This is a genomic window from Pseudooctadecabacter jejudonensis (assembly GCF_900172275.1).
Taxonomy (GTDB): domain Bacteria; phylum Pseudomonadota; class Alphaproteobacteria; order Rhodobacterales; family Rhodobacteraceae; genus Octadecabacter; species Octadecabacter jejudonensis.
Window position 1 is genome coordinate 701,836 of record NZ_FWFT01000001.1, and the last position, 24,815, is coordinate 726,650.

Annotated in this window: 21 protein-coding genes; 7 read left to right on the forward strand and 14 right to left on the reverse strand. The window is 59.7% G+C overall.

Translation table 11 applies throughout. The annotated features are described in order from the left end of the window. Positions 1 to 4: 4 nt before the first annotated feature. Positions 5 to 1,582, reverse strand: a complete 1,578-nt coding sequence (locus tag PSJ8397_RS03330) for a Re/Si-specific NAD(P)(+) transhydrogenase subunit alpha (RefSeq protein ID WP_085863120.1) — start codon at positions 1,580 to 1,582, stop codon at positions 5 to 7. A 115-nt stretch (positions 1,583 to 1,697) separates the two neighbouring features. After that, positions 1,698 to 2,147: a methyltransferase family protein gene (locus tag PSJ8397_RS03335; RefSeq protein ID WP_085863121.1), complete on the reverse strand. Its 450-nt coding sequence runs from the start codon at positions 2,145 to 2,147 to the stop codon at positions 1,698 to 1,700. Between the two features lie 317 nt (positions 2,148 to 2,464). Between PSJ8397_RS03335 and PSJ8397_RS03340 the strand changes: the two genes are divergently transcribed. Next, positions 2,465 to 8,542, forward strand: coding sequence for a Hint domain-containing protein (locus PSJ8397_RS03340; RefSeq protein WP_085863122.1), 6,078 nt, complete (start codon positions 2,465 to 2,467; stop codon positions 8,540 to 8,542). A 68-nt stretch (positions 8,543 to 8,610) separates the two neighbouring features. Next, the gene (locus tag PSJ8397_RS03345) at positions 8,611 to 8,934 is read left to right on the forward strand and encodes a hypothetical protein (protein ID WP_143515329.1); all 324 of its coding nucleotides are present in this window, start codon (positions 8,611 to 8,613) and stop codon (positions 8,932 to 8,934) included. Positions 8,935 to 8,939: 5 nt separating this feature from the next. Here the strand turns inward: PSJ8397_RS03345 and PSJ8397_RS03350 are convergent, their stop codons facing one another. The 5 genes from PSJ8397_RS03350 to PSJ8397_RS03370 form a co-directional block, all read right to left on the reverse strand. Further along, positions 8,940 to 9,713, reverse strand: a complete 774-nt coding sequence (locus PSJ8397_RS03350) for a gamma-glutamyl-gamma-aminobutyrate hydrolase family protein (RefSeq protein WP_085863124.1) — start codon at positions 9,711 to 9,713, stop codon at positions 8,940 to 8,942. A gap of 88 nt (positions 9,714 to 9,801) precedes the next feature. After that, complete coding sequence (locus tag PSJ8397_RS03355) at positions 9,802 to 10,230, reverse strand: GlcG/HbpS family heme-binding protein (RefSeq protein WP_085863125.1); 429 nt, start codon at positions 10,228 to 10,230, stop codon at positions 9,802 to 9,804. Between the two features lie 95 nt (positions 10,231 to 10,325). Next, on the reverse strand, positions 10,326 to 12,458 hold the full coding sequence (locus PSJ8397_RS03360) for a malate synthase G (protein ID WP_085863126.1): 2,133 nt from the start codon (positions 12,456 to 12,458) through the stop codon (positions 10,326 to 10,328). Between the two features lie 111 nt (positions 12,459 to 12,569). Further along, the gene (locus tag PSJ8397_RS03365; protein WP_085863127.1) at positions 12,570 to 12,731 is read right to left on the reverse strand and encodes a DUF2256 domain-containing protein; all 162 of its coding nucleotides are present in this window, start codon (positions 12,729 to 12,731) and stop codon (positions 12,570 to 12,572) included. Between the two features lies 1 nt (position 12,732). Then, positions 12,733 to 14,235, reverse strand: coding sequence for an FAD-binding domain-containing protein (locus PSJ8397_RS03370; RefSeq protein ID WP_085863128.1), 1,503 nt, complete (start codon positions 14,233 to 14,235; stop codon positions 12,733 to 12,735). An 81-nt stretch (positions 14,236 to 14,316) separates the two neighbouring features. On the opposite strand from PSJ8397_RS03370, the gene pepN reads away from it, so the two are divergent. Further along, complete coding sequence (pepN, locus tag PSJ8397_RS03375; RefSeq protein WP_085863129.1) at positions 14,317 to 16,875, forward strand: aminopeptidase N; 2,559 nt, start codon at positions 14,317 to 14,319, stop codon at positions 16,873 to 16,875. Between the two features lie 6 nt (positions 16,876 to 16,881). After that, on the forward strand, positions 16,882 to 17,310 hold the full coding sequence (locus PSJ8397_RS03380; RefSeq protein WP_085863130.1) for a hypothetical protein: 429 nt from the start codon (positions 16,882 to 16,884) through the stop codon (positions 17,308 to 17,310). Between the two features lie 12 nt (positions 17,311 to 17,322). On the opposite strand, the gene PSJ8397_RS03385 is transcribed toward PSJ8397_RS03380, so the two are convergent. Then, the gene (locus PSJ8397_RS03385) at positions 17,323 to 18,111 is read right to left on the reverse strand and encodes a transglycosylase SLT domain-containing protein (RefSeq protein ID WP_085863131.1); all 789 of its coding nucleotides are present in this window, start codon (positions 18,109 to 18,111) and stop codon (positions 17,323 to 17,325) included. A gap of 233 nt (positions 18,112 to 18,344) precedes the next feature. On the opposite strand from PSJ8397_RS03385, the gene gatB reads away from it, so the two are divergent. Both gatB and PSJ8397_RS17100 read left to right on the forward strand, forming a co-directional pair. Next, positions 18,345 to 19,856: an Asp-tRNA(Asn)/Glu-tRNA(Gln) amidotransferase subunit GatB gene (gene gatB / locus PSJ8397_RS03390; RefSeq protein WP_085863132.1), complete on the forward strand. Its 1,512-nt coding sequence runs from the start codon at positions 18,345 to 18,347 to the stop codon at positions 19,854 to 19,856. A gap of 180 nt (positions 19,857 to 20,036) precedes the next feature. Beyond that, positions 20,037 to 20,549 (forward strand): DUF4177 domain-containing protein, encoded by a 513-nt coding sequence (locus PSJ8397_RS17100; RefSeq protein WP_200811278.1) that lies wholly within the window; start codon positions 20,037 to 20,039, stop codon positions 20,547 to 20,549. Positions 20,550 to 20,560: 11 nt separating this feature from the next. Here the strand turns inward: PSJ8397_RS17100 and PSJ8397_RS03400 are convergent, their stop codons facing one another. Further along, a complete protein-coding gene (locus PSJ8397_RS03400; RefSeq protein WP_085863133.1) occupies positions 20,561 to 20,815 on the reverse strand; it encodes a BolA family protein in 255 nt (84 codons plus the stop codon). 74 nt (positions 20,816 to 20,889) lie between these two features. On the opposite strand from PSJ8397_RS03400, the gene PSJ8397_RS03405 reads away from it, so the two are divergent. After that, the gene (locus PSJ8397_RS03405) at positions 20,890 to 21,525 is read left to right on the forward strand and encodes a J domain-containing protein (RefSeq protein WP_085863134.1); all 636 of its coding nucleotides are present in this window, start codon (positions 20,890 to 20,892) and stop codon (positions 21,523 to 21,525) included. Here PSJ8397_RS03405 and PSJ8397_RS03410 read toward each other — a convergent pair whose 3' ends face one another. The 5 genes from PSJ8397_RS03410 to PSJ8397_RS03430 form a co-directional block, all read right to left on the reverse strand. Next, positions 21,526 to 22,059, reverse strand: a complete 534-nt coding sequence (locus PSJ8397_RS03410; RefSeq protein WP_143515330.1) for a hypothetical protein — start codon at positions 22,057 to 22,059, stop codon at positions 21,526 to 21,528. Positions 22,060 to 22,255: 196 nt separating this feature from the next. Further along, positions 22,256 to 22,723, reverse strand: coding sequence for a peptide-methionine (R)-S-oxide reductase MsrB (gene msrB / locus PSJ8397_RS03415; protein ID WP_085863136.1), 468 nt, complete (start codon positions 22,721 to 22,723; stop codon positions 22,256 to 22,258). A gap of 140 nt (positions 22,724 to 22,863) precedes the next feature. Next, a complete protein-coding gene (locus PSJ8397_RS03420; protein ID WP_085863137.1) occupies positions 22,864 to 23,424 on the reverse strand; it encodes a fasciclin domain-containing protein in 561 nt (186 codons plus the stop codon). Positions 23,425 to 23,529: 105 nt separating this feature from the next. Then, positions 23,530 to 24,228: an anti-sigma factor gene (locus tag PSJ8397_RS03425; protein WP_159453083.1), complete on the reverse strand. Its 699-nt coding sequence runs from the start codon at positions 24,226 to 24,228 to the stop codon at positions 23,530 to 23,532. After that, on the reverse strand, positions 24,225 to 24,767 hold the full coding sequence (locus PSJ8397_RS03430; RefSeq protein WP_085863139.1) for a sigma-70 family RNA polymerase sigma factor: 543 nt from the start codon (positions 24,765 to 24,767) through the stop codon (positions 24,225 to 24,227). The genes PSJ8397_RS03425 and PSJ8397_RS03430 overlap by 4 nt, the downstream gene beginning before the upstream one ends. Between the last annotated feature and the right edge of the window lie 48 nt (positions 24,768 to 24,815).

Genomic DNA, 24,815 nt, shown 5'->3' on the forward strand with positions numbered 1-24,815 from the left:
TCCTTTAGGATTTCTGGAACATGGCGAGCATTCGCCGTGTCACGAGGAAGCCGCCGAAAATATTGACGGAGGCCATGAAGATACCGAGAGCGGCCAAGATCGTGATCAGCCAGCTGGTCGATCCGATCTGGATCAACGCACCCAGAATGATGATGGAAGAAATCGCGTTCGTGACCGCCATCAAAGGCGTGTGCAGCGAATGGGCGACGTTCCAGATGACTTGGAAGCCGATGAAGACAGACAGCACAAAAACGATGAAGTGCTGCATGAACGATGCGGGCATACCGGGGATCAGGCCGATGCCCAGAACCACAGCCGCACCTACGGCCAGCAATGTCACTTGCGTTTTGGTCTGCGCCTTGAAGGCTGCGACTTCAGCCGCGCGTTTTTCCTCTGGCGTCAGTTCCTTCACCTCGGCTTTGGGTTGGGCCGCAATGGCCTGCACCTTGGGCGGAGGGGGCGGGAAAGTGACGTCTTGGGCGTAGGCGATGGTCGCCCCGCGGATCACGTCATCTTCCATATTGTGATCAATCACACCGTCTTTTTCCGGCGTCAGATCCGCCATCAGATGACGGATGTTGGTGGCGTAAAGCGTGGAGGCCTGCGTCGCCATACGGCTCGGGAAGTCCGTGTAGCCGATGATTGTGACACCGTTGTCGGTGACGATTTTCTCGTCCCGAACGGTCAGCTTGCAGTTGCCGCCCTTTTCAGCGGCCAAGTCCACGATAACAGAACCCGGCTTCATGGATTTCACCATGTCTTCGGTCCAAAGCTCAGGCGCTTCGCGATTGGGGATCAACGCCGTGGTGATAACGATGTCGATGTCGGGGGCAAGTTCACGGAATTTGGCCAGCTGGGCTGCGGCAAACTCGGGCGACGACACGGAGGCGTAGCCCCCAGAGGAGGCCCCGTCGGCCTGTTCCTCTTCAAAGTCCAGATAGACGAATTCCGCGCCCATGGATTCGACCTGTTCCGCCACCTCGGGCCGCACGTCAAAAGCGTAAGTGATGGCACCCAGCGACGTGGACGTCCCGATCGCGGCCAAACCTGCCACACCTGCGCCGACAACCAAAACCTTGGCAGGGGGCACCTTACCGGCGGCGGTGATTTGGCCAGTGAAGAAGCGGCCAAAGTTGTTGCCCGCCTCGATCACAGCGCGGTAGCCTGCGATGTTGGCCATGGAGGACAGCGCATCCATCTTCTGGGCGCGGCTGATGCGGGGGATCATTTCCATGGCAATGACGGTGGCGCCTTTCTTGGCGGCCGCTTGCATCTTGGCCTCGTCCGCGACGGGGCTGAAGAAGGAAATCAGTGTTTGCTCCGCGCGCAGGCGCTTCATTTCACCGTCATCGGGCACGCGGACCTTGGCGACCACATCGGCGGCCTTCCAAAGGGCTGCGGCTGTTTTCACCACCTCAACCCCTGCGTCTTTGTAATCCTTATCGGAGAACCCAGCCGCAACACCGGCCTTCGTTTCGATGACACATTCATGTCCGAGCTTTTGCAGTTCCTTGGCAGACGCCGGCGTCATCGCAACGCGGTTCTCCCCCTCAAACAGTTCTTTTGGCGTGCCGATTTTCATCGAAACTCCCCCATAGATTGTCGCAATTACCTGTTCGTTATCGTCCAGCACGGGGAGACACAAGGCGTCTGGACAGTATGCATTTGTATTCAACGCATGACGTGGCGAAATTATATTACAACCAACGTCGTGTTTTCTGCATGTATATGTCGGCCTCGCGCCCGAATGCTGCACGCAGGCAGGCCTCTTCAGGGCGAATAAAACGGGACGTCAAAACCCAGAACAGCCCCCCCACCAAGGGCAGTGCCAGCCATGTCTGCGTCCAGATGATGTAGGCCAACAGAACCAGAATATCGCCCAGATAGATCGGGTTCCGGCTGATCGAAAAGACCCCGCTTTGGACAAGGGTTTGCGCCGTAAGGTGCGGAATGAATGTAGTTTTATGGCGCCGCATCTCAAAAACCGCGGCCCCCATCAAGCCAAACCCAACCACGGCCAATACCCCCGCAAGGGTCTGTGACACGCCAGTGGGACCAGCCCCCTGCCCTGCCCCCGCACCACCGATCCAATAGGTGGCAACAAGACAGCCCAAGAGCCAAAACGGGGGAAGATCGAGCCATTTCATACCCCTTTATCCTTAACATCGTGCAGCAAGGCAATCGGCACTCAGGCGACATTCATCACGGTCTTGCGATGAGGCTGACCCGCGCGCGCTTGGATGGGCTGAGAGGCCGGTTCAGCGCCTGAAAAGCGGCACCAATGTGGCACGTCATGGTTAATTGTGTCCGACTTCGGCGGCTTGTGCCGCGAAATGACCTCCATTTGGGATGATTGTTGCTGATCTGTCCTCAATCTGGCCCGATTGGCCCGCTATCCCCAACCTCAAGATGGGTTCGAACAATATCGGACAGGGCCTTTGTGCCCAAGTATATGAGGTAAGAGATGCCAACAGGTTATTTGGTTACATTGGGCAACGGCACGCTGGACGATGGCGACGTCATCAGCGGTGGCGCAATTGATTTTACAACCGATGAAATCATCGGCAACGGCAGCTGGGTCTGGAGTGGGACAGCAGGCGGCCAGACGTTTACCAACACCGAAGAACCAGGTGAGTATATTCTGGGCACCGACGGCAATGTCTATTTTGTCCCTCAGTTCGGCCCCGTAGATACGCTGACCTCTGCGTCCGCCTTAAATCCTCCAAATTATCCGGTCATTCCAACGAACGGGACAGTCGACGGCACCAGCGGCGATGACGTTATCGACAGCTCGTATCTGGACGAATCCAACGAAGGCCCGACAGCGGGCAACGACATCATCGACGCAGGCGATGGCAACGACCGGATTGATGCAGGCGATGGCAATGACACCATCTTTGGCGGGTCTGGCAATGACACCGCTTTGGGTGAACGCGGCGACGATGCCATGTTCGGCGGCACAGGCAACGATGCGCTTTATGGGGGCGGTGGAGCGGATACGCTCGACGGTGGAAGCGGTGCCGATGATCTGTATGCAGGATCGGGTGACGACAGTGTGTCGGGCGGCAACGGGTTTGATGAAATCTTCGGCGGATCCGGTGCGGACACCATCGACGGGGGCGGCAGCTCTGACACGATTCGAGGTGGGTCCGGCGATGATGTGATCACCGATACGGGCGGCAACGCGAGCAACGATATCATCTTCGGGGAAGCCGGCAACGACAGTATCGATGCGGGCGCAGGCAGTGACACGGTCACAGGTGGCGCAGGGACAGACACCATCGACGGTGGAACCGGAGCCGACACAATCGAAGGGAATGCAGGCGACGACAGCATTCTTGGCGGCGACGGCAATGACGTTCTGATTGGCGACACCGATGACGTCGCGGTGACAGGCAGTGAGTCGCTGAACTGGTCCGCCGAAGGGCCCGCTGGGACCGACCTGAACGGCGCGTTCACCCAAGACACCGGCACCATGACGGTGTCCGTTGAAACGACCAACACCGGCAACGCCGACAACATGGCCGTCAGCGACACAACGCAATACACCGAAACAGGTGAGCCGTTTGACCCGAACTCTGCCCTGAACCTGACAGGCGGGGCAGGGCCAACATCCAGCACCAGCATCACGTTCAATCCCAACCTTGATACCGGGCTGTCTGACGAAGCGGCCAATGTTATTTTCCGCATCAACGACATCGATACAGCCGGATGGCAGGATGTGATCACGGTCCGCGCCTATGATGCTGACGGCAATGCTGTCATCGTCACGCTCACACCTGCGCAGATCACGGGCACGGCGTCGGACGATACCGTATCGAATGGTGTTATTACGGCGGGCAACACGTCTGAATCAGCGGCAGATGCCGCGGGCTCGGTCCTCGTGGAAATTCCCGGCCCCGTGCATGAGATCGAGATCATTTATGACAACGCCGGCACGGTCGGACAGGCCCTTTGGGTCACCGACATTCACTTCGACACCGTTGCACTTGACGATATCGACGCGGGCAACGACACCCTGGACGGCGGAGACGGCGATGACCTGATCCAAGGCAACGCAGGCGATGACAGCCTGATCGGTGGCACCGGCAACGACACCCTATTTGGGGGCGATGGCAACGACACGATCGGTGATTTCGGCACGGATGATGGCAACGACACCCTCTTTGGTGGCGCAGGCGCCGACGACCTGAACGGCGGCAATGGCGACGACATCGTTTATGGTGGTGACGGCAATGACACCCTGACAGGTGGCAGCGACAACGACACGTTGTACGGCGACGACGGCAGCGATCAGTTCAACGTCACCGATGACCATGAACAAACGATTGTCTTTGGCGGCGAAGACGCTGATGGCAGTGATATTGACGCGCTGTCGTTCTTCAACTTCGAGACCACCCAAGGCGTCTCTGTTACGGCGACGGGCGACGAAGCAGGCACATATGATTTCGACGGAACTGTCGGCACAGGCACCTTTGCTGAGATCGAAGAGCTTAACGGCACCTCTTTTGACGACACCTTTGATATGTCTGCGGATGGGTCCGGTGTTTCTCTTGATGCCAATGGCGGCGATGACAGCATCATTGGCGGCAGCGGCGATGATGTGATCGAAGCCGGTTCAGGTGCGGATACCATCAATGCGGGCGCAGGCAACGACACCATCACCCTCTCCTCGGGGGGAACATCGGGCGACGGAGACGCGGATCTGGTGATCCTCGAAGATGGGTTCGGTGACGACATCATCAGCGAATTTGATGCGCCGACCCCAGATGGCGATGGCACCTTTACCGGCACGGACATGTTTGACGTCACGGGCCTGACCAACGCGGCGGGTGATCCCGTCACGACGGATGATGTGACCGTGACCGATGACGGATCCGGCAATGCGGTTCTCACCTTCCCCAACGGCGAAAGCGTGACCCTGATCGGCATCAGCCCAACCGACGCTGATGACCCCTTTTACCTCAACGCCATTGGCATCCCGAGCAGGGATGGCACCGTTGAGGGCACGGCCGGCGACGACCTGATCGACGCAGGGTACACCGGTGATCCCGACGGTGATCTTGTGGACGCAGGCGATGCCATCCTGCCTGGTGACACCGGCGACGATGACCTGATCTTCGGGTTCGGCGGCAATGACAGCATTGAGGCCGGAAATGGCAATGATGAGGTCTACGGCGGCACCGGGGCCGACACCATTGACGGTGGCGACGGTCAGGATGACATTTTTGGCGGAGATGGCAGCGACAGCATCACAGGCGGCGGCGGCAACGACAGTATTGATGGCGGCCTAGGCGGCGACACCCTTCTGGGCGAAGGTGGCGATGACGTCATCGAAGGCGGCGACGGCGACGACACTATTGATGGCGGTGACAATGTAGACACCCTGTTCGGCGGGGCTGGCAATGACACGCTTGAGGCGGGCGAAGACCTGAACATCGGCGACGACGATGTATTGTTCGGCGGCATCGGCAACGACACGCTCACCTCGATCGAGACGGACGCCGGATCAAATGACAGCATGTTCGGCGGTACGGGCAATGACACCATCACCACGACCGGCGGCAGTCTGAACCTGCTGGACGGTGGCACTGGCAACGACACGCTGACCAGCGGCACGGGCGACGACACCCTATTGGGCGGCGATGACCGTGACGAAATTTATGCAGGCTCCAACGACACCGTGGACGGTGGCGAAGGTGGTGACGACTTTGACGTTCTCTATGTCTCCGATGTGGCCACCATCGACTATGACCCCAACAACTCCGAGAACGGCACGGTCACCTTCAACGACGGCACGACGCTGACCTTCACCAATATCGAAGACGTCATCATCGAAGACCAGGACGGCACCGTCGAAGGCACCGCTGGCGATGACGTCATCGATGGCGGCTATACCGGCGATCCCGATGGCGACATGGTCGACGCAGGCGATGCCATTCTGGCTGGCGACGTGGACGACGACGATCTGATCTTCGGCTTTGACGGCGAGGACGTGATCAACGCGGGCAATGGCGACGACGAAGCCTATGGCGGTGCGGACGCGGACAGCGTCTTTGGCGGCGCGGGCGACGACACGTTGTTTGGCGACGGTGGCAACGACCTTCTTGAAGGCGGCACCGGCGACGACACCGTGTTCGCAGGCACCGGCACCGACCAGATCAACGTGTCCGAAGACCAAGGAACCGACACGATCACGGGCGGCGAAAACGTAGCCGACAACGATGTTTTGAACCTCGTGGCCACCGGACCCGACGGTGTCACCGTCGATATGACGGGCAATGAAGCTGGCGATTTCAACTTCGACAGTGGCAACGGCAACGGGACGTTCACAGAGATCGAAACCGTCACCATGACGGGCAATGACGACACCTATGACGGGTCTGCAACGACATCAGGCATGGGTGTTGTGGCCGGTGCGGGCGATGACAGCCTTTTGGGTGGTTCGGGCGGCGACACGCTGCAAGGCGACGCAGGCGACGACACGATTGCGGGTGCGGGCGGCGATGACCAGATTTCTGCCGGTACAGGCAACGACACCATACAGGTCTCTGACACCGATGGCACCGATACGATCTTCGGCGGCGAAGATGCAGACGGGTCCGACATCGACATTCTCGATCTGGATGAGGCCGGGTCGGGCCAAGGCGTCACCGTCACCTTCGATGGTGATGAACAGGGCACCTATGCGTTTGATGGCAGCCCCGCAGGCGGCACCTTTGACGAGATCGAACAGATCGACGGCACGGGCGAAGATGACACCCTGAACGCAGGTGCCGACACATCCGGCGTGACGCTGATCGGCAACGATGGCGATGATGTCATCACCGGCGGGCAAGGCGACGACAGCCTGTCCGGCGGCGCGGATGCCGACACATTCGTGGTGCAGGACAACTTCGGCGACGACACGATCGTGGGCGGCCAGACCGGCAACAACTACGACACACTTGATCTGTCAGGGCTGAGCAATCCCGTTACCGTGACCTTCAGCGGCCCCGGTGCAGGCACCGTCATCGATACCGTGACAGGCGACACGATTGTCTTTTCCGAGATCGAACAGCTGATCCTGACGGAACAATCCGACGTCGTGGATGCCACCAATGATGACGGATACACCTATATCCAGACTTTGGGCGGCGACGACAGCTATGTCGGTTCGGACGGCGATGATGTGGTCGATGAAGAAATCGGCACGCCTGACGGGCAAGGCAACGACACTTTCTTTGGTGGCGCCGGCAACGATGAAATCTGGGCCGGGACCGAAGACGATACCGTCTTTGGCGGCACAGGGTCCGACACACTGAACGGCCAGGACGGCAATGACAGCGTCTTTGGCGGCCAGGGCGGCGATACGCTGACCGGTGAAGACGGCGATGACCTGCTGTCGGGCGGCACGGGCAATGACACCGTCACCGGCGGCAGCGGCGATGACACGATTGTCCTTGAGGATGATTTCGCCGACGACGGTGCCCCTGGCTCCGAAACCATCACAGGCGGCGAAACCGGCGAGACGAATGGCGACACCCTCGACGGGTCAGACCTGACGCAAGATGTCACCGTCACCATGACCGGTGATGAGGCAGGCACGGTGACCAACGGCACCGGAACCGCCACGTTCTCCGAGATCGAACAGATCGAAACAGGGTCCGGCGACGACACGTTCTTTGGTGGTGCGGGTGCGGACAGCATCTCGACCAACGAAGGCGATGACCAGATCACCATTTCCGATGGCGATACGGCCGATGCGGGCTCTGGCGATGACGTCATCACCCTTGCGGATACGGTCGGCGGGCCTGGTGACACCATCACCATCACGGGTGGCGCTGGCGATGAGACCACAGGCGACACGCTGGCCTTGGGCAATCTGGCCGACCTGCAAGACGTGCTGGACAACGCCACGGATGACGGCACCGGCAGCTTCTCCGGTTCAATCACGCTGGACGATGGCACGATCCTCAACTTCTCCGAGATTGAGAACATCATTTGTTTCACCCCCGGCACCCGCATCGCAACCCCCAAAGGCCTGCGCAATATCGAGGACCTGAAGGTGGGCGATATGATCGTCACCCGTGACCACGGGTTGCAGCCGATCCGCTGGATCGAAGCCCGCACCGTCCCCGGTGTTGACCGCTTCGCCCCCGTCCGCATCCGGCCAAATGTGCTGGCCGGACAAACGACAGACCTGTTGGTCTCCCCCCAGCACCGCGTGTTGTTCCAAGGATACCAAGCGGAACTTCTGTTTGGTGAAAGCGAAGTCCTCGTGTCCGCCAAACACCTCGTGGATGGCATGGATGTCACCCAAGACGACACCGGTGCCGTGACCTACATTCACATGATGTTTGACCAACATGAGATCATCTATGCGGAAGGCGCCGCCACAGAAAGCTTCCACCCTGGCGATATCGGTTTCTCCGCCGTGGGGGACGCCGCGCGGGAAGAGCTGTTCGCGCTCTTTCCTGAACTCCGCGCTGATCAGAACCACTATGGGTCCACCGCGCGCCGGTGCCTCAAACGCCATGAGGCGAAACTGATCCGCATATGATCGGCCTTGATCCCAAAGCCCCGTCGCGTCAGTCTGCATCCTATGGACTGACGCGACAGGGGATCCTTATGAAGATTTATGTGATGGGTGCGGCAACACTGGCGTTGGCCGCTTGTGGGGCGGCCCCTGCCCCGCAATCCACGGCGACGAATACCACCGCCCTTGCGGCGCCGTTTACTGTGCCGATGGATCCAGGTCAGATCAGGTGTTCGGATTTGTCCAACCCCGCCGCCGCAACCGCCGCCACAGATTGGGCACTGGGGCGCGCCCGGGCCGCCGTTTTATCTGGCACGTCGGCTGCAGCGCCGACTGATGTGGATATGCGCGCAGAATTGATGGCCGCTTGCGCAAATGCCGCGTCGTCAACCGTGCGGCAGGCCACCACAGGATAGACCCGTCAGGCCGATTTGCGCGCCATTTGACAACCCGCAGCCCAAAGCTGCGCCGCGCGCCCGAAAGCCTCAAACAAAGGACGCGAGACGGGATCAATGCCCGCTTGCCATTCGGGGTGCCATTGCACCGACAAGGTAAAGCCGGGCGCATCCTTGACATAAATCGCCTCGGGCGTGCCATCAGGCGCAACCCCGTCCACGACGATGCGGTCGCTTGCCTCAAGAATCCCCTGTCCATGGAGGGAATTCGTCAAAACCTGCGTCTTGCCCCACAACTGCTGAAAGGGCCCACCTTCCGTCAACGTCACGATGTGGCGCATCTCAAATTTTTCTTCCAAGGTCCCATCAGGTGGCATGCGGTGATTGTCACGTCCCGGCAAATCGCGAATTTCGGGATGCAAGCTGCAGCCCATCGCAACTGCGACCTCTTGAAAGCCGCGGCAGATCCCCAGGATCGGCTGTCCACGCTCAACGCAAGCGCGGATCAGCGGCAGTGCCACGCGATCGCGGCCCCGGTCAAACGCGCCGTGGGCCTCGGTTGCATCGTGCCCGTACTCTTCAGGGTGCACATTGGGCCGAGCACCGGTGAAGACAAATCCGTCGCAGATCTCAACCAGGTCTTCGGTCTGAACAAAATCCGGATCCGTGGGAACGATCAATGGCACCCCACCTGCCACATGTGCAACAGCCGCCGAATTCATCGTCCCTGCAACATGCACAGGATACTCTTCATTCAGAAGATAATGATTGCCAATAATACCGATAACAGGTTTGCGCATAGGTGCTCCTTTGGGGCTACATGTAGCAACCCTAAGCTGAACATCCTACCCCCAGCACCGCAGAGGGTTGGCCAAAATGTGCAAAGGATTAGATTTCTGCCACCAGATTGGCCTGTTCGATCCCAAAAGCAGCACAAATCGCGTCATTGTCAGAAGTATCCCCGGTCACGCCAACAGCGCCAATGACCACACCACGTTTGTCGCGGACCAAGACGCCGCCAGGAACCGGAATCACCTGGCCACCGTAGACGCCGTTGACCGCATTCATGAAATAGCCCTGCTGCTCGGCCCGTTGCATCTGCGCAGTGCCCGCCATACCCAGCATCACCGCGCCGTAAGCCTTGCCCTGCGCAATCGCGAACCGACCCGGCGCGGCTCCGTCTTCGCGCTCAAACGCTTTGACGTGCCCACCGGCGTCCAAAACCACAACACTCAGCGGCTTCAGTTCCAGCTCACGGCCCTTTTGCAGCGCCTTGCGGATCATGACCCGCGCTTTGTTCATAGAAATATCTGCCATTGTAAAAGGCTCCCGTTTCGTTTCTTTGGGTCAAAAATACCTCCGCCGGAGGCGCTAAAATTATATAATTTTGGCAGCCCCCAAACGCAGGCGGATCAGTGGTTCTGTTGGGCTTTCAGCTCCAACCGGCGCTGGTGCAAGACCGGTTCGGTGTAACCTGATGGCTGCTCACGTCCCTTGAACACCAGATCACAAGCCGCCTGAAAGGCGATCCCGTCAAATTCTGGCGCCATCGGACGATAGGCCGGATCGCCCGCGTTCTGTCCATCCACCACAGCCGCCATTTTGCGCATGGCCGCCATCACCTCATCTGCGCTGACAACCTCGTGGTGCAGCCAGTTGGCAAGCGCCTGAGAGCTGATCCGGCAGGTCGCGCGGTCCTCCATAAGACCCACATCGTTGACGTCCGGCACCTTGGAACAGCCCACACCCTGATCGACCCACCGCACGACATAGCCCAAAATGCCTTGGGCGTTGTTTTCGACTTCTCGCATGATCTCCGCGCGGTCCCAGCTCGTCTCTGTGGCCACGGGCACCGTCAGCAAATCCTGCAGGCTGGACCGTGCCCCACCTGCGGCCAGCTCTGCCTGAACGGCGAAGACATCGACCTGATGGTAGTGCATCGCATGCAATGTGGCGGCCGTCGGAGACGGAACCCACGCACAATTGGCGCCAGCCTTTGGATGTCCGATCTTTTGCTCGACCATATCGGCCATGGCGTCAGGGGCCGCCCACATGCCTTTGCCAATCTGGGCCTTACCGCTCAGCCCGCAGGCAAGTCCGATATCGACATTGCGGTTTTCATAGGCTGCGATCCATGTGGCCTGTTTGATCTCATCCTTGCGCAGGAACGCCCCCGCCTCCATCGAGGTGTGGATTTCATCGCCCGTCCGGTCCAAAAAGCCGGTGTTGATAAAAGCCACCCGCGATTTGGCGGCATGGATGCAGGATTTGAGGTTGGACGATGTCCGGCGCTCTTCATCCATAATCCCGATTTTGACCGTGTTCGCAGGCAGGCCTAGCGCCCGTTCAACGTGATCAAAAATGCTGTTGGTAAAGGCCACTTCTTCTGGACCATGCATCTTGGGCTTCACGATATAAACCGATCCATGCACCGAATTGCCGCTGGCACGGGACAGGTCGTGCTTGGCGATCAATGTGGTGATCATGGCATCCATCAGACCCTCAAACGCCTCATTCCCATCGCGGTCCAGAATGGCGGGGTTTGTCATCAGATGGCCCACGTTGCGGATCCACAAAAGCGCCCGTCCTTTGAGGGTCAACTCGCCGCCCGCAGCGGCTGTGTAGGTTTGATCGGGGTTCAGTTTGCGGGTGAAGGTCCGGTCCCCCTTGGTGACCTGTTCCTCCAGATCGCCCTTCATCAGACCCAGCCAGTTGGAATAGGCCGTCACTTTGTCTTCGGCATCCACGCAGGCCACCGAATCCTCGCAATCCATGATCGTGGACAACGCGCTTTCAAGGCGGACATCAGCGATGCCCGCAGTGTCCGTCGCGCCGATCTGGTGGGATGCGTCAATGATCACTTCGATGTGCAGGCCATTCTTTTGCAAAAGAATTTTGCGCACCTTGCCGTCTTCGGCGTGGCCCACAAACTGGCCAGGCTCAGCCAGTGCCGGGTCTAACATCCCGTCTTTGACGGACAACTCCGTGACCTCGGCCCAAGTGCCGTTTGCCAAAGGCACGGCCTGATCCAAATGCGCCTTCGCATAGGCCACCACGCGCGCCCCACGGTCTGCGTCATACCCCTTGGCCTGCGGCAAATCCCCCATGGCGTCCGTGCCGTAAAGCGCGTCATACAGGCTGCCCCACCGCGCATTGGCGGCGTTCAGCGCGAAACGTGCGTTGGTGATCGGCACCACCAATTGCGGGCCTGCAACCTGCGCAATTTCAGGGTCGACGTTTGCTGTATCGATTTTGAAATCCTCAACCTCGGGCTGCAAATATCCGATATCGCTCAGAAAATCGCGGTAGGCTGCAGGTTCACCCAAGCCGCCTCGCTTGATGTACCAATCGTCCACTTGCCCCTGCAGGTCTTCCCGTTTGTCCAGCAACGCACGGTTCTTGGGGCCGAAGTCATGGATCAACGCGGAAAAACCTGTCCAAAAGGCATCGGCCTCGACCCCCGTTCCTTGCAGGGCGCGCGTTTCGATGAAATCTGCAAGTTCGGCAGCCACTTGAAGCCCTGCGCGATCCACTCTGTCCGTCATAATCTTTCCCTCACTGATGCCCCAAATCGCGGGGCAATTTTCTTGGGTTTAAGACAGAAGTTTCCTATAGGCAACACGCCGGTAAAGTAATTTTACCAATTTAACGCAAAGCTATTTCAAAGCAGATTTGAAGGTGCGCTCTCGCTTGCAGCGTTCGGAACAATAGCGGACCTCATCCCAGACCTTTGCCCATTTCTTGCGCCATGTGAACGGGCGCCCGCAGGTCGCGCAATCCTTTTGTGGCAGGTCTGATTTCTTTTTGGTTTTGGCCATGTCACAGATCGAAGCTCAACTGGGTGGTGTCAGGTTTGGCGACCCCTTTGCGGGGTTTGCGTTTGCGCGGTGTCCGGTCGTTGACAAACCGCCCCTTGCCGTCCTTGCGCGACGCATGTTTGCGGATGATGTCTGCCGCTTCCCCGCGAAAATCCTCTCCAGTGCGGACAGCCCAGATGCGGGCGCGGGCTTCGCGGGCGGCCTCCATCACGTCGATGAGGGGCGGCGGATAGGCCAACGTCGGGGCGCCATCCCACAGCCAGGGTTCCTGCACATACGCGTCCGGCACAGTGGCGAGTTCCGGCAGCCAGCGGCGCGTGAAGACACCTGTCGGGTCCTGATCCTTGCCCTGTTTGACGGGGTTATAAATACGCACGGTGTTCATGCCTGTCGTGCCCGATTGCATCTGGGCCTGGCTCCAGTGAATGCCGGGTTCATAATCGGTGAACATGCGCGCCAGATGCGGCGCGCTGGCCCGCCAATCGAGCCACAGGTGATAAGACGCCACCGCCTGAACCATGGACCGCATCCGAAAGTTGAGCCAGCCAGTGGCGTTCAGCGACCGCATGCAGGCGTCAACAAACGGCAGCCCTGTTTCGCCTTTCTCCCACGCGGCCCGGCGCACTGGATGATCGCCGCGCATGTTTTCATAGGCCGAATGCAGACAATGGGTTTCAATGCGCGGCTGATCTTCAAGCTTTTGCATGAAATGATCCCGCCACGCCAAGCGAGACTGAAAGGATTTCAGCGACTTTTTCCACTGACTGTCGATATCTTCGCGCTGGCGCGCCGCTGTGGCCTGCGCAATTTCGCGGATCGACAGTGTGCCCGCCGCAATGTGGGGCGACAGACGCGAACAAGCTGTGGCGCCCTCAAGAGGGGAGGACATGGCCGCGCGGTAGGTGTGCCCGCGCTCCGTCAGGAACCCACCCAACAGCGACAGGCCCTGGTCTCGCCCGCCCTTTTGGCGGTCTTTGATCGGGTCGAAGGGCCCTTCGGGCAACGGGTCAGACGGCACCGCCGGGCCGGACAGGGCCTTTGGGGCATTCACCTGCTCTGCGAAAATCCGCCCATCGCGCTGTTTGGCCCAGCCATCGCGCGATCTAAGCCTGCGGGCGACGCCGGAATTCGGGGCCTCACGAAACCGCACCCCCTGCCCGCGCGCCCAATCTTGCACACGCCGGTCGCGGGCAAAGGTCCAGCCGTTGCCCGTTTCCTCATGCGCCAAAAGTGTTGTGACGCCGAAGGTGCGTCGCAGGTCCTCCAGCACCTGCACCGCGTCGCCGCGGCGCACCACCAAAGGCGCGCCAAGGTGGGCCAGATCCTTTGCCAGCCCGTCAAGACAGTCCCGAATAAAGGCCCATTGCCGGCCGGAGGTGTCAGGCAACGCCCAGTAGTCAGGCTCATATATATAAAGGGGGATCACGGGCCCCAAGGCGGCCGCCGCCGCCAGCGGCGCGTGATCCTGCACCCGCAGATCGCGTTTGAACCAGACAATAATCATCGGCTGACAAATAGGACCTTCACGCTTGTTCGCCAGCCCCCTGCGACGTAGGTTCGCGCCAAACCGCAGCAAAGGACCGACATGACAAACGCCGCCCCACAGACGATCTACCTCAAGGATTATCGCCCCTTCGGCTATCATATCGACGCGGTCCATCTGACGTTCAAACTGGCCCCCACGGCCACCCGCGTGATTGCCCGCATGCAAGTCCGGCCCAACGCAGATTATCCCGGTGCGTTTTTCCTGCATGGCCAGGAATTGACCTTGATCTGGGCCAAGATCGACGGCGTGCCCGTCACGCCCGATGTCACGGCTGAGGGCCTAACCTGCGACGCCCCCGACGCGCCCTTCGTGTGGGAGGCCGAGGTAGAGATTTCGCCCGACACCAACACCGCGCTTGAGGGGCTTTACACGTCAAACGGGATGTACTGCACCCAATGTGAGGCGGAAGGGTTTCGCAAGATCACCTATTACCCCGATCGCCCCGATGTGATGTCGGTGTTCACCGTGCGGATCGAAGGTGATTTTCCGGTGCTTTTGTCCAACGGCAACCCCGTGGGTCAAGACGAAGGCTGGGCTGAATGGCACGACCCTTGGCCCAAACCGGCCTATTTGTTCGCACTCGTGGCGGGTGATCTGGTCAACCATCCTGGCACCTTTACCACCAAGTCCGGCAAAGATGTGGAGCTGAACATCTGGGTCCGCCCCGGCCCCGATGAAGCCAAATGCGCCTTCGGGATGGAGGCCTTGAAACGGTCCATGACATGGGACGAGAACGTCTACGGACGCGAATATGATCTGGATATTTTCAACATCGTTGCCGTGGATGATTTCAACATGGGGGCGATGGAAAACAAGGGTCTGAATGTGTTCAATTCGTCTTGCGTCTTGGCGTCGCCCGAAACCTCAACAGACGCCAATTTTGAACGCATCGACGCGATCATTGCCCATGAATACTTCCACAACTGGACCGGCAACCGCATCACCTGCCGCGATTGGTTTCAGCTGTGCCTGAAAGAGGGACTGACCGTCTTTCGCGATCAGCAATACACCGGAGATCAAGGCAGCCATGCGGTGAAACGGATCGAAGACGCGAGCCTGATGCGGTCCGCGCAGTTCCAAGAAGATGCGGGGCCTTTGGCCCACCCCGTCCGGCCCGCCAGCTTTGTCGAGATCAACAATTTCTACACGATCACGGTCTATGAAAAAGGCGCCGAGCTGATCGGGATGCTGAAACGGCTGGTGGGCGATGCGGCCTACGCGCAAGCGCTCGATCTCTATTTTGAACGCCACGATGGCGATGCCGCCACAATCGAAGACTGGTTGGCGGTGTTTGAGGATGTGACAGGCCGCGATCTGGGCCAGTTCAAACGCTGGTACGAACAGGCGGGCACCCCGCGCGTCGCCGTCAGCGATGATTTCACGAACGGCACCTACAGCCTCACCCTGCGCCAGCACACCCGCCCGACACCGGGCCAGCCGGACAAAGCGCCGCTTGTCATTCCGTTTGCCGTAGGCCTCATCGCGCCCTCGGGCGCCGAAGTCGTGCCCACCCAGCTGTTGGAGTTGACGGAAGAGGAACAGACGTTCACCTTTGGCGGCCTGAGCGAAAAGCCCGTGCCGTCCCTGCTGCGCGATTTCTCGGCCCCTGTGATCCTTGAACGGGACACAACAAACGCCGAACGTGCCTTCTTGATGGCCAATGACACGGACCCCTACAACCGCTGGCAGGCCGGTGACGCGCTGGCCAGTGCCGTGTTGATGGACATGATCACCGAAGACGCAGCACCCGATGCCGCATACCTTGATGGGCTGGCGGCCATTTTGCGTGACGACAGCCTTGATCCTGCGTTTCGCGCCGTCATGCTCGATCTGCCGAGCGAGGATGAATTGGCCCGCGACATCGCAGAGACCGGTGGCGTGCCGGATCCGATGGCGATCTATCACGGGCTTGAGGCGTTGCGCGTGGCCCGTGCCCAGCATTTGCAAGACATCTCCCCGCGCATTTATGCGGACATGCAGGTCGCGGGCCCCTATTCGCCAGATGCAAAATCTGCAGGCAAACGGCGGCTGGCCAACAGCGCCCTGTCGATGATCACTCGGCTGGATGGGGGCGTTGCCGCCGCACGCCAGTTTGAGGCAGCAGACAATATGACCAACAAGATCAGCGCTTTGGCCCAGCTGATGAACATCGGCAAAGGGGAAGCCCAATCCGCAGCCTTCCGCGCCGACTGGAAGGCGGACCGTCTGGTGACAGACAAATGGTTTGGCCTGACCGTGGCCCGCGCCGCCCCCGAGGACGCGGTGGGCACCGCCGCGCGACTGACCGATGAACCTGACTTCGATATGGGCAACCCCAACCGCTTCCGCTCCGTTTTTGGGGCGCTGGCGAACCACCATGCAGGCTTTCATGACGCCTCGGGTGCGGGATATCGCCTGATGGGCGACTGGCTGGGCAAATTGGACGCCAAAAACCCGCAAGCCGCCGCCCGCATGTCCACCGCATTCGAGACATGGCGCCGCTATGATCCAGACCGGCAGGCCATCGTGCGTGAGGTTCTGGAGGCGCTCGCAGGTCAGGACGGGCTGTCGCGGGATACCTCTGAAATGGTGGGCCGCATGCTTGCAGATCCGGCCTGATCACGCATGGACACAGACCCCATCTATCGCTGGACCAAAAACGGCCGCCGCCCGCTGACCTATGCGTCGGTGGCGGCCGCGTGGACCTCGGCGCTGATGTTGTGGGTGGGCCTTGGGGCGAGCTGGATCATCATCGGGCTTATCATTGCGGCGTCCCTGCCCGCCGTGTGGGAGATCGTGACCAACAAAACCGTCTGTCTTGACGTCTACGAAAACCGCATCCGTTGGGTATCCACGCTTGGCGCGGATGCACGCGAGGGGATCGACAGCGTCCGGTTGGGGCGCAGGTTTGATGGCGGAATGCGGCTGACCTTGATTCATGGGGACACCCACACCCGTTTGCCGCCCGATATCTCCCCGCCCACGAAGGAGCTGGAGACCGCCCTGGCCGCCGCAAAAATCCCGACAGAACGGCACCCGTTTTCACCATTCTAGGCTGCGGTGACGTTACCCTTCGGTCCGTGTGGACAAACGGGCCTCAGGCGTGTCCGGCCGTGCGACGGGCCGCAAACTGATCGCCATATTCAAGTTCGGACGGCAATAGTCCTGCGCCCGCGTCCAGGCCGACATCTCAGCGATTTTGGACCGGTTTGTCATCGGCCCCCAATCGGCCGCAACACCACGCCAACGGCTATCACGGACGGCGATGGCATTGTCGCGGGGCACGGTGACATTCATGATGCGAATGGCACAGCTGAGGTTGTCTTCGGGATCCTTCAACGCCTCACCGGTGGTGGCGCGGCAGCCATAGCGGCGGGCGGTGTCGGGGTAGATCTGCGTCAACCCGAACCACAGGTTGCCGCCCCCCACAGCGCGCGGGCGATAGGTGCTTTCGTGTTTGACCAGGGCCGAGATCATGCCGACCCAAAAGGCGCGCCGCAGCGCGGGCGGGTTGTTGGGATAGGCCGGACACCAATTGGCGATATCGCGCGGCACGGTCTCCTCAAGTCGGGACCCGTGGGTGCGCAAGGCCGACAGCGACGCCCGCGTCCAGCTGGCGCTGTCACTGCGAAAATCCCAGCGCGCGTCAGGAATGAAATTTACACGTGCCACAGGACGCATCGTCGGGTTTTCACTGATCACGACAGGGTAGCGGACCATATAATCAGGACGCACGGGCGGCTTGATCGCGGCCAAGGCCGCACGGGCCGCGTCGGCGCGCAGCTGGGTCGCGTCTTCACGCGACAGGGGGCGGGTGTCCGTCTGCGGGCCCATGGCCAAGCTGGCCGTGCCCATCGCAATGGCAAGAATCCCCCCAGGAGTGCCGTTTTTGCAAACATGACGACAGTGATGGCCGCAGGTCTGACCGATTGCAAGAAAATCGCACAATTTCAGAACGCTTTGGGTGATTTCTCGCGCGAATCCGCAAGATATTGCGCCCGGTCTTGCGGCAGACGCAACGCCCCGTCTTGAAGCCCGCAGCACACACCGCTATTCAGCGCGGGTATTCCAAGCCGCGGAGCGCAGAGATGCTGGACCTCACCTATGAGACCCCTACCCCCAAAACCATCGCCGGTGCGACGGGCGATTGGGAACTTGTGATCGGCCTTGAAGTCCACGCGCAGGTGGCCACGGCAGCTAAGTTGTTCTCTGGTGCCTCCACCCAATTCGGGGCGGAACCCAACAGCAACGTGGCCTTCGTGGACAGCGGCATGCCCGGCATGTTGCCCGTGATCAACGAGGGCTGTGTGGCGCAGGCGGTGAAGACAGGTCTTGGCCTGAAGGCGGAGATTCATCTGCGCAGCGCGTTTGACCGCAAAAACTACTTCTACCCCGATTTGCCGCAGGGCTATCAGATTTCGCAGCTGTACCACCCCATCGTGGGCGAAGGCGAAGTGCTCGTTGAAATGGGCAACGGACAGGCACGCACCGTGCGCATCGAACGTATCCATCTGGAACAGGATGCCGGCAAATCCATTCACGACATGGATCCGGCCATGTCCTTCGTCGATCTGAACCGCACGGGCGTCGCCCTGATGGAGATCGTCAGCCGCCCCGACATTCGCGGCCCAGAGGAGGCCGCAGCCTATGTGGGTAAACTGCGCCAGATCATGCGTTACTTGGGCACCTGCGATGGCAACATGCAAAACGGCAACCTGCGCGCGGACGTGAATGTGTCTGTCTGTCGCCCGGGCGATTATGAAAAATATCAGGCGAGCCAAGATTTTGCCCATCTGGGCACGCGCTGCGAGATCAAGAACATGAACTCCATGCGCTTTATCCAGGCGGCCATTGATCACGAGGCCCGCCGCCAGATCGCCATTCTGGAAGACGGCGGTGAAATCGTTCAGGAAACCCGCCTTTATGATCCCGACAAGAACGAAACGCGGTCCATGCGATCCAAGGAAGAGGCGCATGATTACCGCTATTTCCCCGATCCCGACCTGTTGCCGCTTGAGATTGAACAGGCGTGGGTGGATGATATCGAAGCCTCCCTGCCTGAATTGCCCGACGCCAAAAAGGCACGGTTCATCACGGATTTCGGGTTGAGTGATTATGACGCCAGCGTGCTCACCGCAGATGTCACCAACGCGGCCTATTTCGAGGCTGTGGCCGAGGGCAACGACGGCAAGCTTGCCGCAAACTGGGTCATCAACGAGCTGTTCGGCCGTCTCAAGAAAGACGACCGCGACATCGCCGACAGCCCAATTTCGGCGACCCGTCTGGGACAGATCGTGGGTCTGATCAAATCCGACAAGATCAGCGGCAAGATTGCCAAAGATGTGTTCGAGATCGCTTACACGCAGGACCGCGACCCAGAAGAGATCGTAAAGACCGAGGGCATGGAACAGGTCACGGACACAGGCGCGATTGAGGCGGCTGTGGACGAGATTATCGCCGCCAACCCCGCACAGGTGGAAAAGGCGCAGGCCAACCCCAAACTGGCGGGCTGGTTTGTTGGACAGGTGATGAAGGCCACCGGCGGCAAGGCGAATCCTGCGGCGGTCAACAAGCTGGTCAGCGCAAAACTGGGGCTTTGAGGGCGAAGGGGGCGCTGCCCCCGGCCTGCGGCCTCCCCCGAGGTATTTTTGACCCAAAGAAGATGTGGGGGGTCGTGAAGCCTGCGCCCACTATGGGTGGTGTGGCGCTGATTTTCTTTGTTTTTCTTGGCGTTGCAGGACGAAGTTGATAGAACACGTCCGGTGAGAGCGAGGGACATTATGACAGGTTTCGAATACAAAGTGGTGCCGGCGCCCACGCGCGGATTGAAGGCCAAGGGGATCAAGGGGACGCAGGCGCGCTTTGCCAATGCCCTCGAGGTCTTGATGAACGAGTTGGGGGCCTACGGCTGGGATTACCAACGCACCGACACCCTGCCCGTCGAAGAACGTCAGGGCCTGACCGGTAAGACGACCACGTTTCAGACCATGCTTGTGTTTCGCCGCGCACTTTCCGACAGGGAGGCGCTGCGCGCAGAGGAGCCTGTCACGGCGCTGATCGAGGACCAGACCGAAGAGGCAGCGGGCGAGGAAATCGCGGCAGAGGGCAACACCGAAGACGATATCGCCGCACCATCTGACGTCGCGCCCGAGACCGAGACCGCGGATGAGGCAGTCCCATCTGCCCAAACACGGGTCAGCGAGACGTTGAAGGCTGAGTCCTTCACCTTTCCTTGGAACAAGCGCGACAAAGCCCCAAGAGACACGGTCGACCCCCAACGTCCCGCTGAATAATCCGCCGCGAATTACCCGATCTGAATGGACAGGGCGTGGATCCGGGCGATGATATCATCGCCCAATGCCGCGTGAATGGCGCGGTGGCGGGCCACGCGGGATTGGCCCTCAAAGGCCGTGGATGAGATTTCAAGACGCCAATGGCTCTCGCCAGACCCGTCATCGCCCGCGTGACCGGCGTGCAAATGGCTTTCATTGATGACCTCAAGCGATGACGGCTGAAATGCCGCATCAAGTTTGGCGTGAATTTCGTCCTTTAAGGCCATTTATTTTTCTCCTGCCCCTTCTATCCGTTGCGTGATGGTTTAGTATCTCACGTCCGAACAAGAAAGGTGATGTGATGCCTAAAGAAGATCCTTTTGGTTTTGATATGTCCGTGTCGTCTTCGAAGAAGAAGAATCCACGGGGCCGTCGTGGCATGTCTGGGGCGTCCGAAACGTCGACCCGGGTGTGCGAAAAGCCGGGCTGTGAGGAAGCAGGCAAGTATCGCGCGCCGAAAAACCCCGATGTGCTGGATGACTATTACTGGTTCTGCAAAGACCACGTGCGTGAATATAACCTGGGCTGGAACTTCTTTGAGAACACCACCGAGGCGGAGTTGAACGCGCAGGCCAGCAAGGATCGTGTTTGGGAACGTGAGACGAAGCCTTTCGGCCGCAAGTCGGACGAACAGCGCGCTTGGGCGCGGCTGGGGGTGGACGACCCGCATCAGGTGCTGGGCGCCAATGCGACGCAGAACCCAGGCAAATCCACCACGGGATCGACCCGTCGTCTGCCTGCCACCGAACGCCGTGCGATCGAAATTCTGGAGGCGAAAGATCACTGGACCAAGCCAGAGATCCGCAAGGCCTACAAAAAACTGATCAAAGTGTTGCACCCGGATATGAACGGCGGTGACCGGTCCCAAGAGGAACAACTGTCTGAAGTGGTCTGGGCCTGGGATCAGATCAAATCAAGCCGCAGTTTCAAGGACTGATCAGCTGAAATTTCCTCTTACCCGCAGGGTCAGGCCGTCGGGGTGATCTGGAATCGTCATGCGTTCGGGCGTGAAAATCGAATCCCGTTCCCTTTGGTACGTGCCCATCAACATGTGAATGCCCGCGATGTTGAACATCCACAGCATCAACAGCACCGGTGTGCCCGCAAGTGTCACCGACACGATAAAGGGGCCGAACATCGTCCCATAAAGTGGCAGGCCAAGGGTGCCACCGATCAATGCCCCCACAAATGTGATCCAGATACCGCCTGCCGCGGCGCGGGCTGCACCGATCCATCCAGGCTGGCCTAATTTGTCGCCCGACAGAAACAACGCGGCCCCGCCCCCGATGGCGGAAGAGGCCACGATCCACCATTGGTATGGCGTCAGTTGGTCGAACAAAGCCGCCTGATCAAGATGGAGCACCGCAAGGAATCCCAAAGCGCCGCTGCTGACAATCACCAGCAGGTAGGCCAACACGCGGGCCCGCGCGCCTTCGGTCAATTTCCACGTTCCACGCCTGATGCTTGGCATGCGTCCTCCAACGGTTGTGTGAGGCAATAGTGGTGCTTTGCGGCAGGTCTGTGGCGGGGGGGCGCTATCTTAGAAATGGAATGTTTCCGCAAAGGCGACAATGGTCCTGCGGCTTACGCCTAACGCTTTGGAATAAGGTTAAAATCTGAAACCAGCCGCGACACGGTCCAATCGGCCATCCCGCAGCTTTGCGCGTTTAGGTGGCGCGAAACACCAACGAGGCCCCATTCAGGCAATGACGCTGTCCGGTGGGTCTGGGACCATCATCGAAAATGTGGCCCAAATGGCTTCCGCAGCGGTCACAATGACATTCGGTCCGGGTCATGAAAAACCGTGTGTCAGTCTGCGTTCCGATCGCATCGGGTAGCACGTCAAAAAAGGACGGCCAGCCCGTTCCGCTGTCATATTTATGGTCCGACAGGTACAGCGCCTGATCACAGCCGCGACAATGATACACCCCAGACGCGTAAGTTTTGTCCAAAGGAGACGAAAACGGCCTCTCTGTGCCCTCTTCGCGCATCACACGGTACTGCAACGGCGTAAGCATGGCGCGCCATTCCGCGTCGGTACGGGTCACCTCAAACTGGCCTTCAGCCGATTGCGCCCCACGAGGCGCGAAGAAAGCGGTGACACCAGCCAGCAAGGCAAACGATCTGCGATTCATTGTGAGCTTTCCGGTTCTTCTTGGATTTAATCATAGTCTAGCGAAGGATATGCCTCGTTGAAAACGCTTTAGATCGTTCACAAAAGGACGGCCAGCCCCCCGAAGAAAGGGGCTGGCCGAACCACAAATCGCTTTGCGGTTTATTGCTGTGGCAGGACCACACGGTCGATGACATGGATGACACCGTTGGACTGATCAACATCCGCAATTGTGACGTTGGCAACGCGGCCGTTTTCGTCGGTCAAGGTGATGCCGTCACCGGCCATCTCGGCGGTCAGAACGCAGCCACCCAGGGTTTCGACAGCGGCGCTGCCTTCCCCATCTGCGATCATGCCAGCCAGTGCATCAGAAAACACCTCTGCGCCGACAACATGGCACGTCAGGATCTGTGTCAGCTGCCCCTTGGCGGACGGCTCAAGCAGAGCTGCCAGGCTCTCGTCAGCGATAAGGCCGAACGCCTCATCGGTTGGGGCAAACACGGTGAACGGGCCAGGGCCAGACAGCGTGTCAACCAGATCGGCGGCTTGTACGGCGGCAACAAGGGTCGTGTGAATTGGGGAATTCACTGCATTCTCGATAATGTTCTGTTCAGCCAGCATTTCAGCGCCGCCCACCATGGGGTTTTCAGCATGGGCGTCGGCAATGGCAAACGTGGCAGTGACAGTCAGGGTGGCGGCAGTTGCGAAGGTCTTAAGTGTCATCAAGGTCTCCTTTAAAGACATCCAGCCACGCTGTGTGGCTGGTATGTCAAAGGCACGGATGAGGACTTCCCCCAGTTTCAAGAAAACTTGAGAATGCTTTCAATATCACAGCGTTGTGATCTGCCCCACGGCCAACACAGCACCCGTTGGCGCGCCGGTGGGCGAGCCGCCCTGAGGTTCGTCAGAGATCGCCAGTGTGGCCCCTGCAAGGCTGTCTTGCAATTCGGCCGGTACCTCGATTTCATTCAAGGTCTGATCTGCGGCCAAAACGCCCAGCGAAACGGGCGCCGCATCCCCTGCGATCAACCACAATTCAAGAGACCTATCAGGGGCCGAGGCCCCGATCCGGCGATCCACGAACAAGCGGCCATCACTGGTGAAGGCCGCCGCCACGACAAGCGTGTCATCCTCTGCGACCATTTCCGCGATCATTGTCGGGGTGGGCTCTTGTCCGGTGTTGAAGACATCAAATTGCACGGTCACGTACAAAATCAGAGCGGCCGCCGCCGCGCCCACAAAGGCGGGGATCAGCCCGATTTGCCGGATATACCCCCACAGGGTTTCCTCAAACGCTTGCCGCCGGATTTTGCGAAACAGCCCGCGCGGCGGGGTCACAGGGTCCACGGCCTCAGCAATGGCGGCAAAATGGTTTTGCCAGGCGTTGACCTTCAGCGCGAAGGCGATATCTGTGCGCGCTCTTTTGCTGGCGTCGGCATGTGCATCACCTGTCAAAAGTCCCAGTGCATATTCACCGGCCAAGGCGTCGTCGCCTAGATCATCGGGTTGGATTGTATCGTCCGTCATTGGCTCAAACAGTCTTTCAATCGCATCAGGCTGCGGCGCAGCCATGTGCGCATGGTATTCAGGGGCACATCAAACCGCGCCGCCAAATCGGCGTAGGTGTCCCCATTCAGGTATGCGCCCTGAACGGCGGCGGATTTATCCGGGTCCAGCTCATCAAGACACGCAAAGATCCGCGTGCGTTCTGATGCGGCCTCGGCCAGATCAGCAGGCCCCAGCGCGGGATCGGCGACCTCGGGTGCGTCCTCCAAGGGGCGCGTGGGGCGGATCTGGCGCAGCTTGTCGATGGACCGATTGCGCGCAATGGTCGCAAGCCATGTGATCGGGCTGGCCTTGCCTGCTGTGTAGGTCGCAGCCCCGCCGCGCCAAAGCCTAAGGTATATATCCTGCAAAACGTCCTCCGCGGTGGTCCTGTCTTTAAGAACACGCAGACAAATCCCGAAAAGTTTCGCAGAGGTCGCAGAATAAAGCGCTTCAAACGCGTCACGTTCCCCAAGGCCGACCCTGAGGATCATGTGTTCAATATCGTCAGGCGTCGTCATTGCATTTTTCCCCTCCCAAGGTGCGCGTCACCATGGCAGAACCGGACA

Excerpts from the sequence above, each read along its gene's own strand:
- gatB (WP_085863132.1), top strand. The coding sequence starts at position 18,345 with ATGCTGGACCTCACCTATGAGACCCCTACCCCCAAAACCATCGCCGGT.
- PSJ8397_RS03340 (WP_085863122.1), top strand. The coding sequence starts at position 2,465 with ATGCCAACAGGTTATTTGGTTACATTGGGCAACGGCACGCTGGACGAT.
- pepN (WP_085863129.1), top strand. The coding sequence starts at position 14,317 with ATGACAAACGCCGCCCCACAGACGATCTACCTCAAGGATTATCGCCCC.
- PSJ8397_RS03430 (WP_085863139.1), bottom strand. The coding sequence starts at position 24,767 with ATGACGACGCCTGACGATATTGAACACATGATCCTCAGGGTCGGCCTT.
- PSJ8397_RS03400 (WP_085863133.1), bottom strand. The coding sequence starts at position 20,815 with ATGGCCTTAAAGGACGAAATTCACGCCAAACTTGATGCGGCATTTCAG.
- PSJ8397_RS03345 (WP_143515329.1), top strand. The coding sequence starts at position 8,611 with ATGAAGATTTATGTGATGGGTGCGGCAACACTGGCGTTGGCCGCTTGT.
- PSJ8397_RS03410 (WP_143515330.1), bottom strand. The coding sequence starts at position 22,059 with ATGCCAAGCATCAGGCGTGGAACGTGGAAATTGACCGAAGGCGCGCGG.
- PSJ8397_RS17100 (WP_200811278.1), top strand. The coding sequence starts at position 20,037 with ATGACAGGTTTCGAATACAAAGTGGTGCCGGCGCCCACGCGCGGATTG.
- PSJ8397_RS03360 (WP_085863126.1), bottom strand. The coding sequence starts at position 12,458 with ATGACGGACAGAGTGGATCGCGCAGGGCTTCAAGTGGCTGCCGAACTT.
- PSJ8397_RS03335 (WP_085863121.1), bottom strand. The coding sequence starts at position 2,147 with ATGAAATGGCTCGATCTTCCCCCGTTTTGGCTCTTGGGCTGTCTTGTT.
- PSJ8397_RS03355 (WP_085863125.1), bottom strand. The coding sequence starts at position 10,230 with ATGGCAGATATTTCTATGAACAAAGCGCGGGTCATGATCCGCAAGGCG.
- PSJ8397_RS03420 (WP_085863137.1), bottom strand. The coding sequence starts at position 23,424 with ATGACACTTAAGACCTTCGCAACTGCCGCCACCCTGACTGTCACTGCC.
- PSJ8397_RS03405 (WP_085863134.1), top strand. The coding sequence starts at position 20,890 with ATGCCTAAAGAAGATCCTTTTGGTTTTGATATGTCCGTGTCGTCTTCG.
- PSJ8397_RS03370 (WP_085863128.1), bottom strand. The coding sequence starts at position 14,235 with ATGATTATTGTCTGGTTCAAACGCGATCTGCGGGTGCAGGATCACGCG.
- PSJ8397_RS03350 (WP_085863124.1), bottom strand. The coding sequence starts at position 9,713 with ATGCGCAAACCTGTTATCGGTATTATTGGCAATCATTATCTTCTGAAT.
- PSJ8397_RS03380 (WP_085863130.1), top strand. The coding sequence starts at position 16,882 with ATGGACACAGACCCCATCTATCGCTGGACCAAAAACGGCCGCCGCCCG.
- PSJ8397_RS03330 (WP_085863120.1), bottom strand. The coding sequence starts at position 1,582 with ATGAAAATCGGCACGCCAAAAGAACTGTTTGAGGGGGAGAACCGCGTT.
- PSJ8397_RS03365 (WP_085863127.1), bottom strand. The coding sequence starts at position 12,731 with ATGGCCAAAACCAAAAAGAAATCAGACCTGCCACAAAAGGATTGCGCG.
- msrB (WP_085863136.1), bottom strand. The coding sequence starts at position 22,723 with ATGAATCGCAGATCGTTTGCCTTGCTGGCTGGTGTCACCGCTTTCTTC.
- PSJ8397_RS03425 (WP_159453083.1), bottom strand. The coding sequence starts at position 24,228 with ATGACGGACGATACAATCCAACCCGATGATCTAGGCGACGACGCCTTG.
- PSJ8397_RS03385 (WP_085863131.1), bottom strand. The coding sequence starts at position 18,111 with ATGGGCACGGCCAGCTTGGCCATGGGCCCGCAGACGGACACCCGCCCC.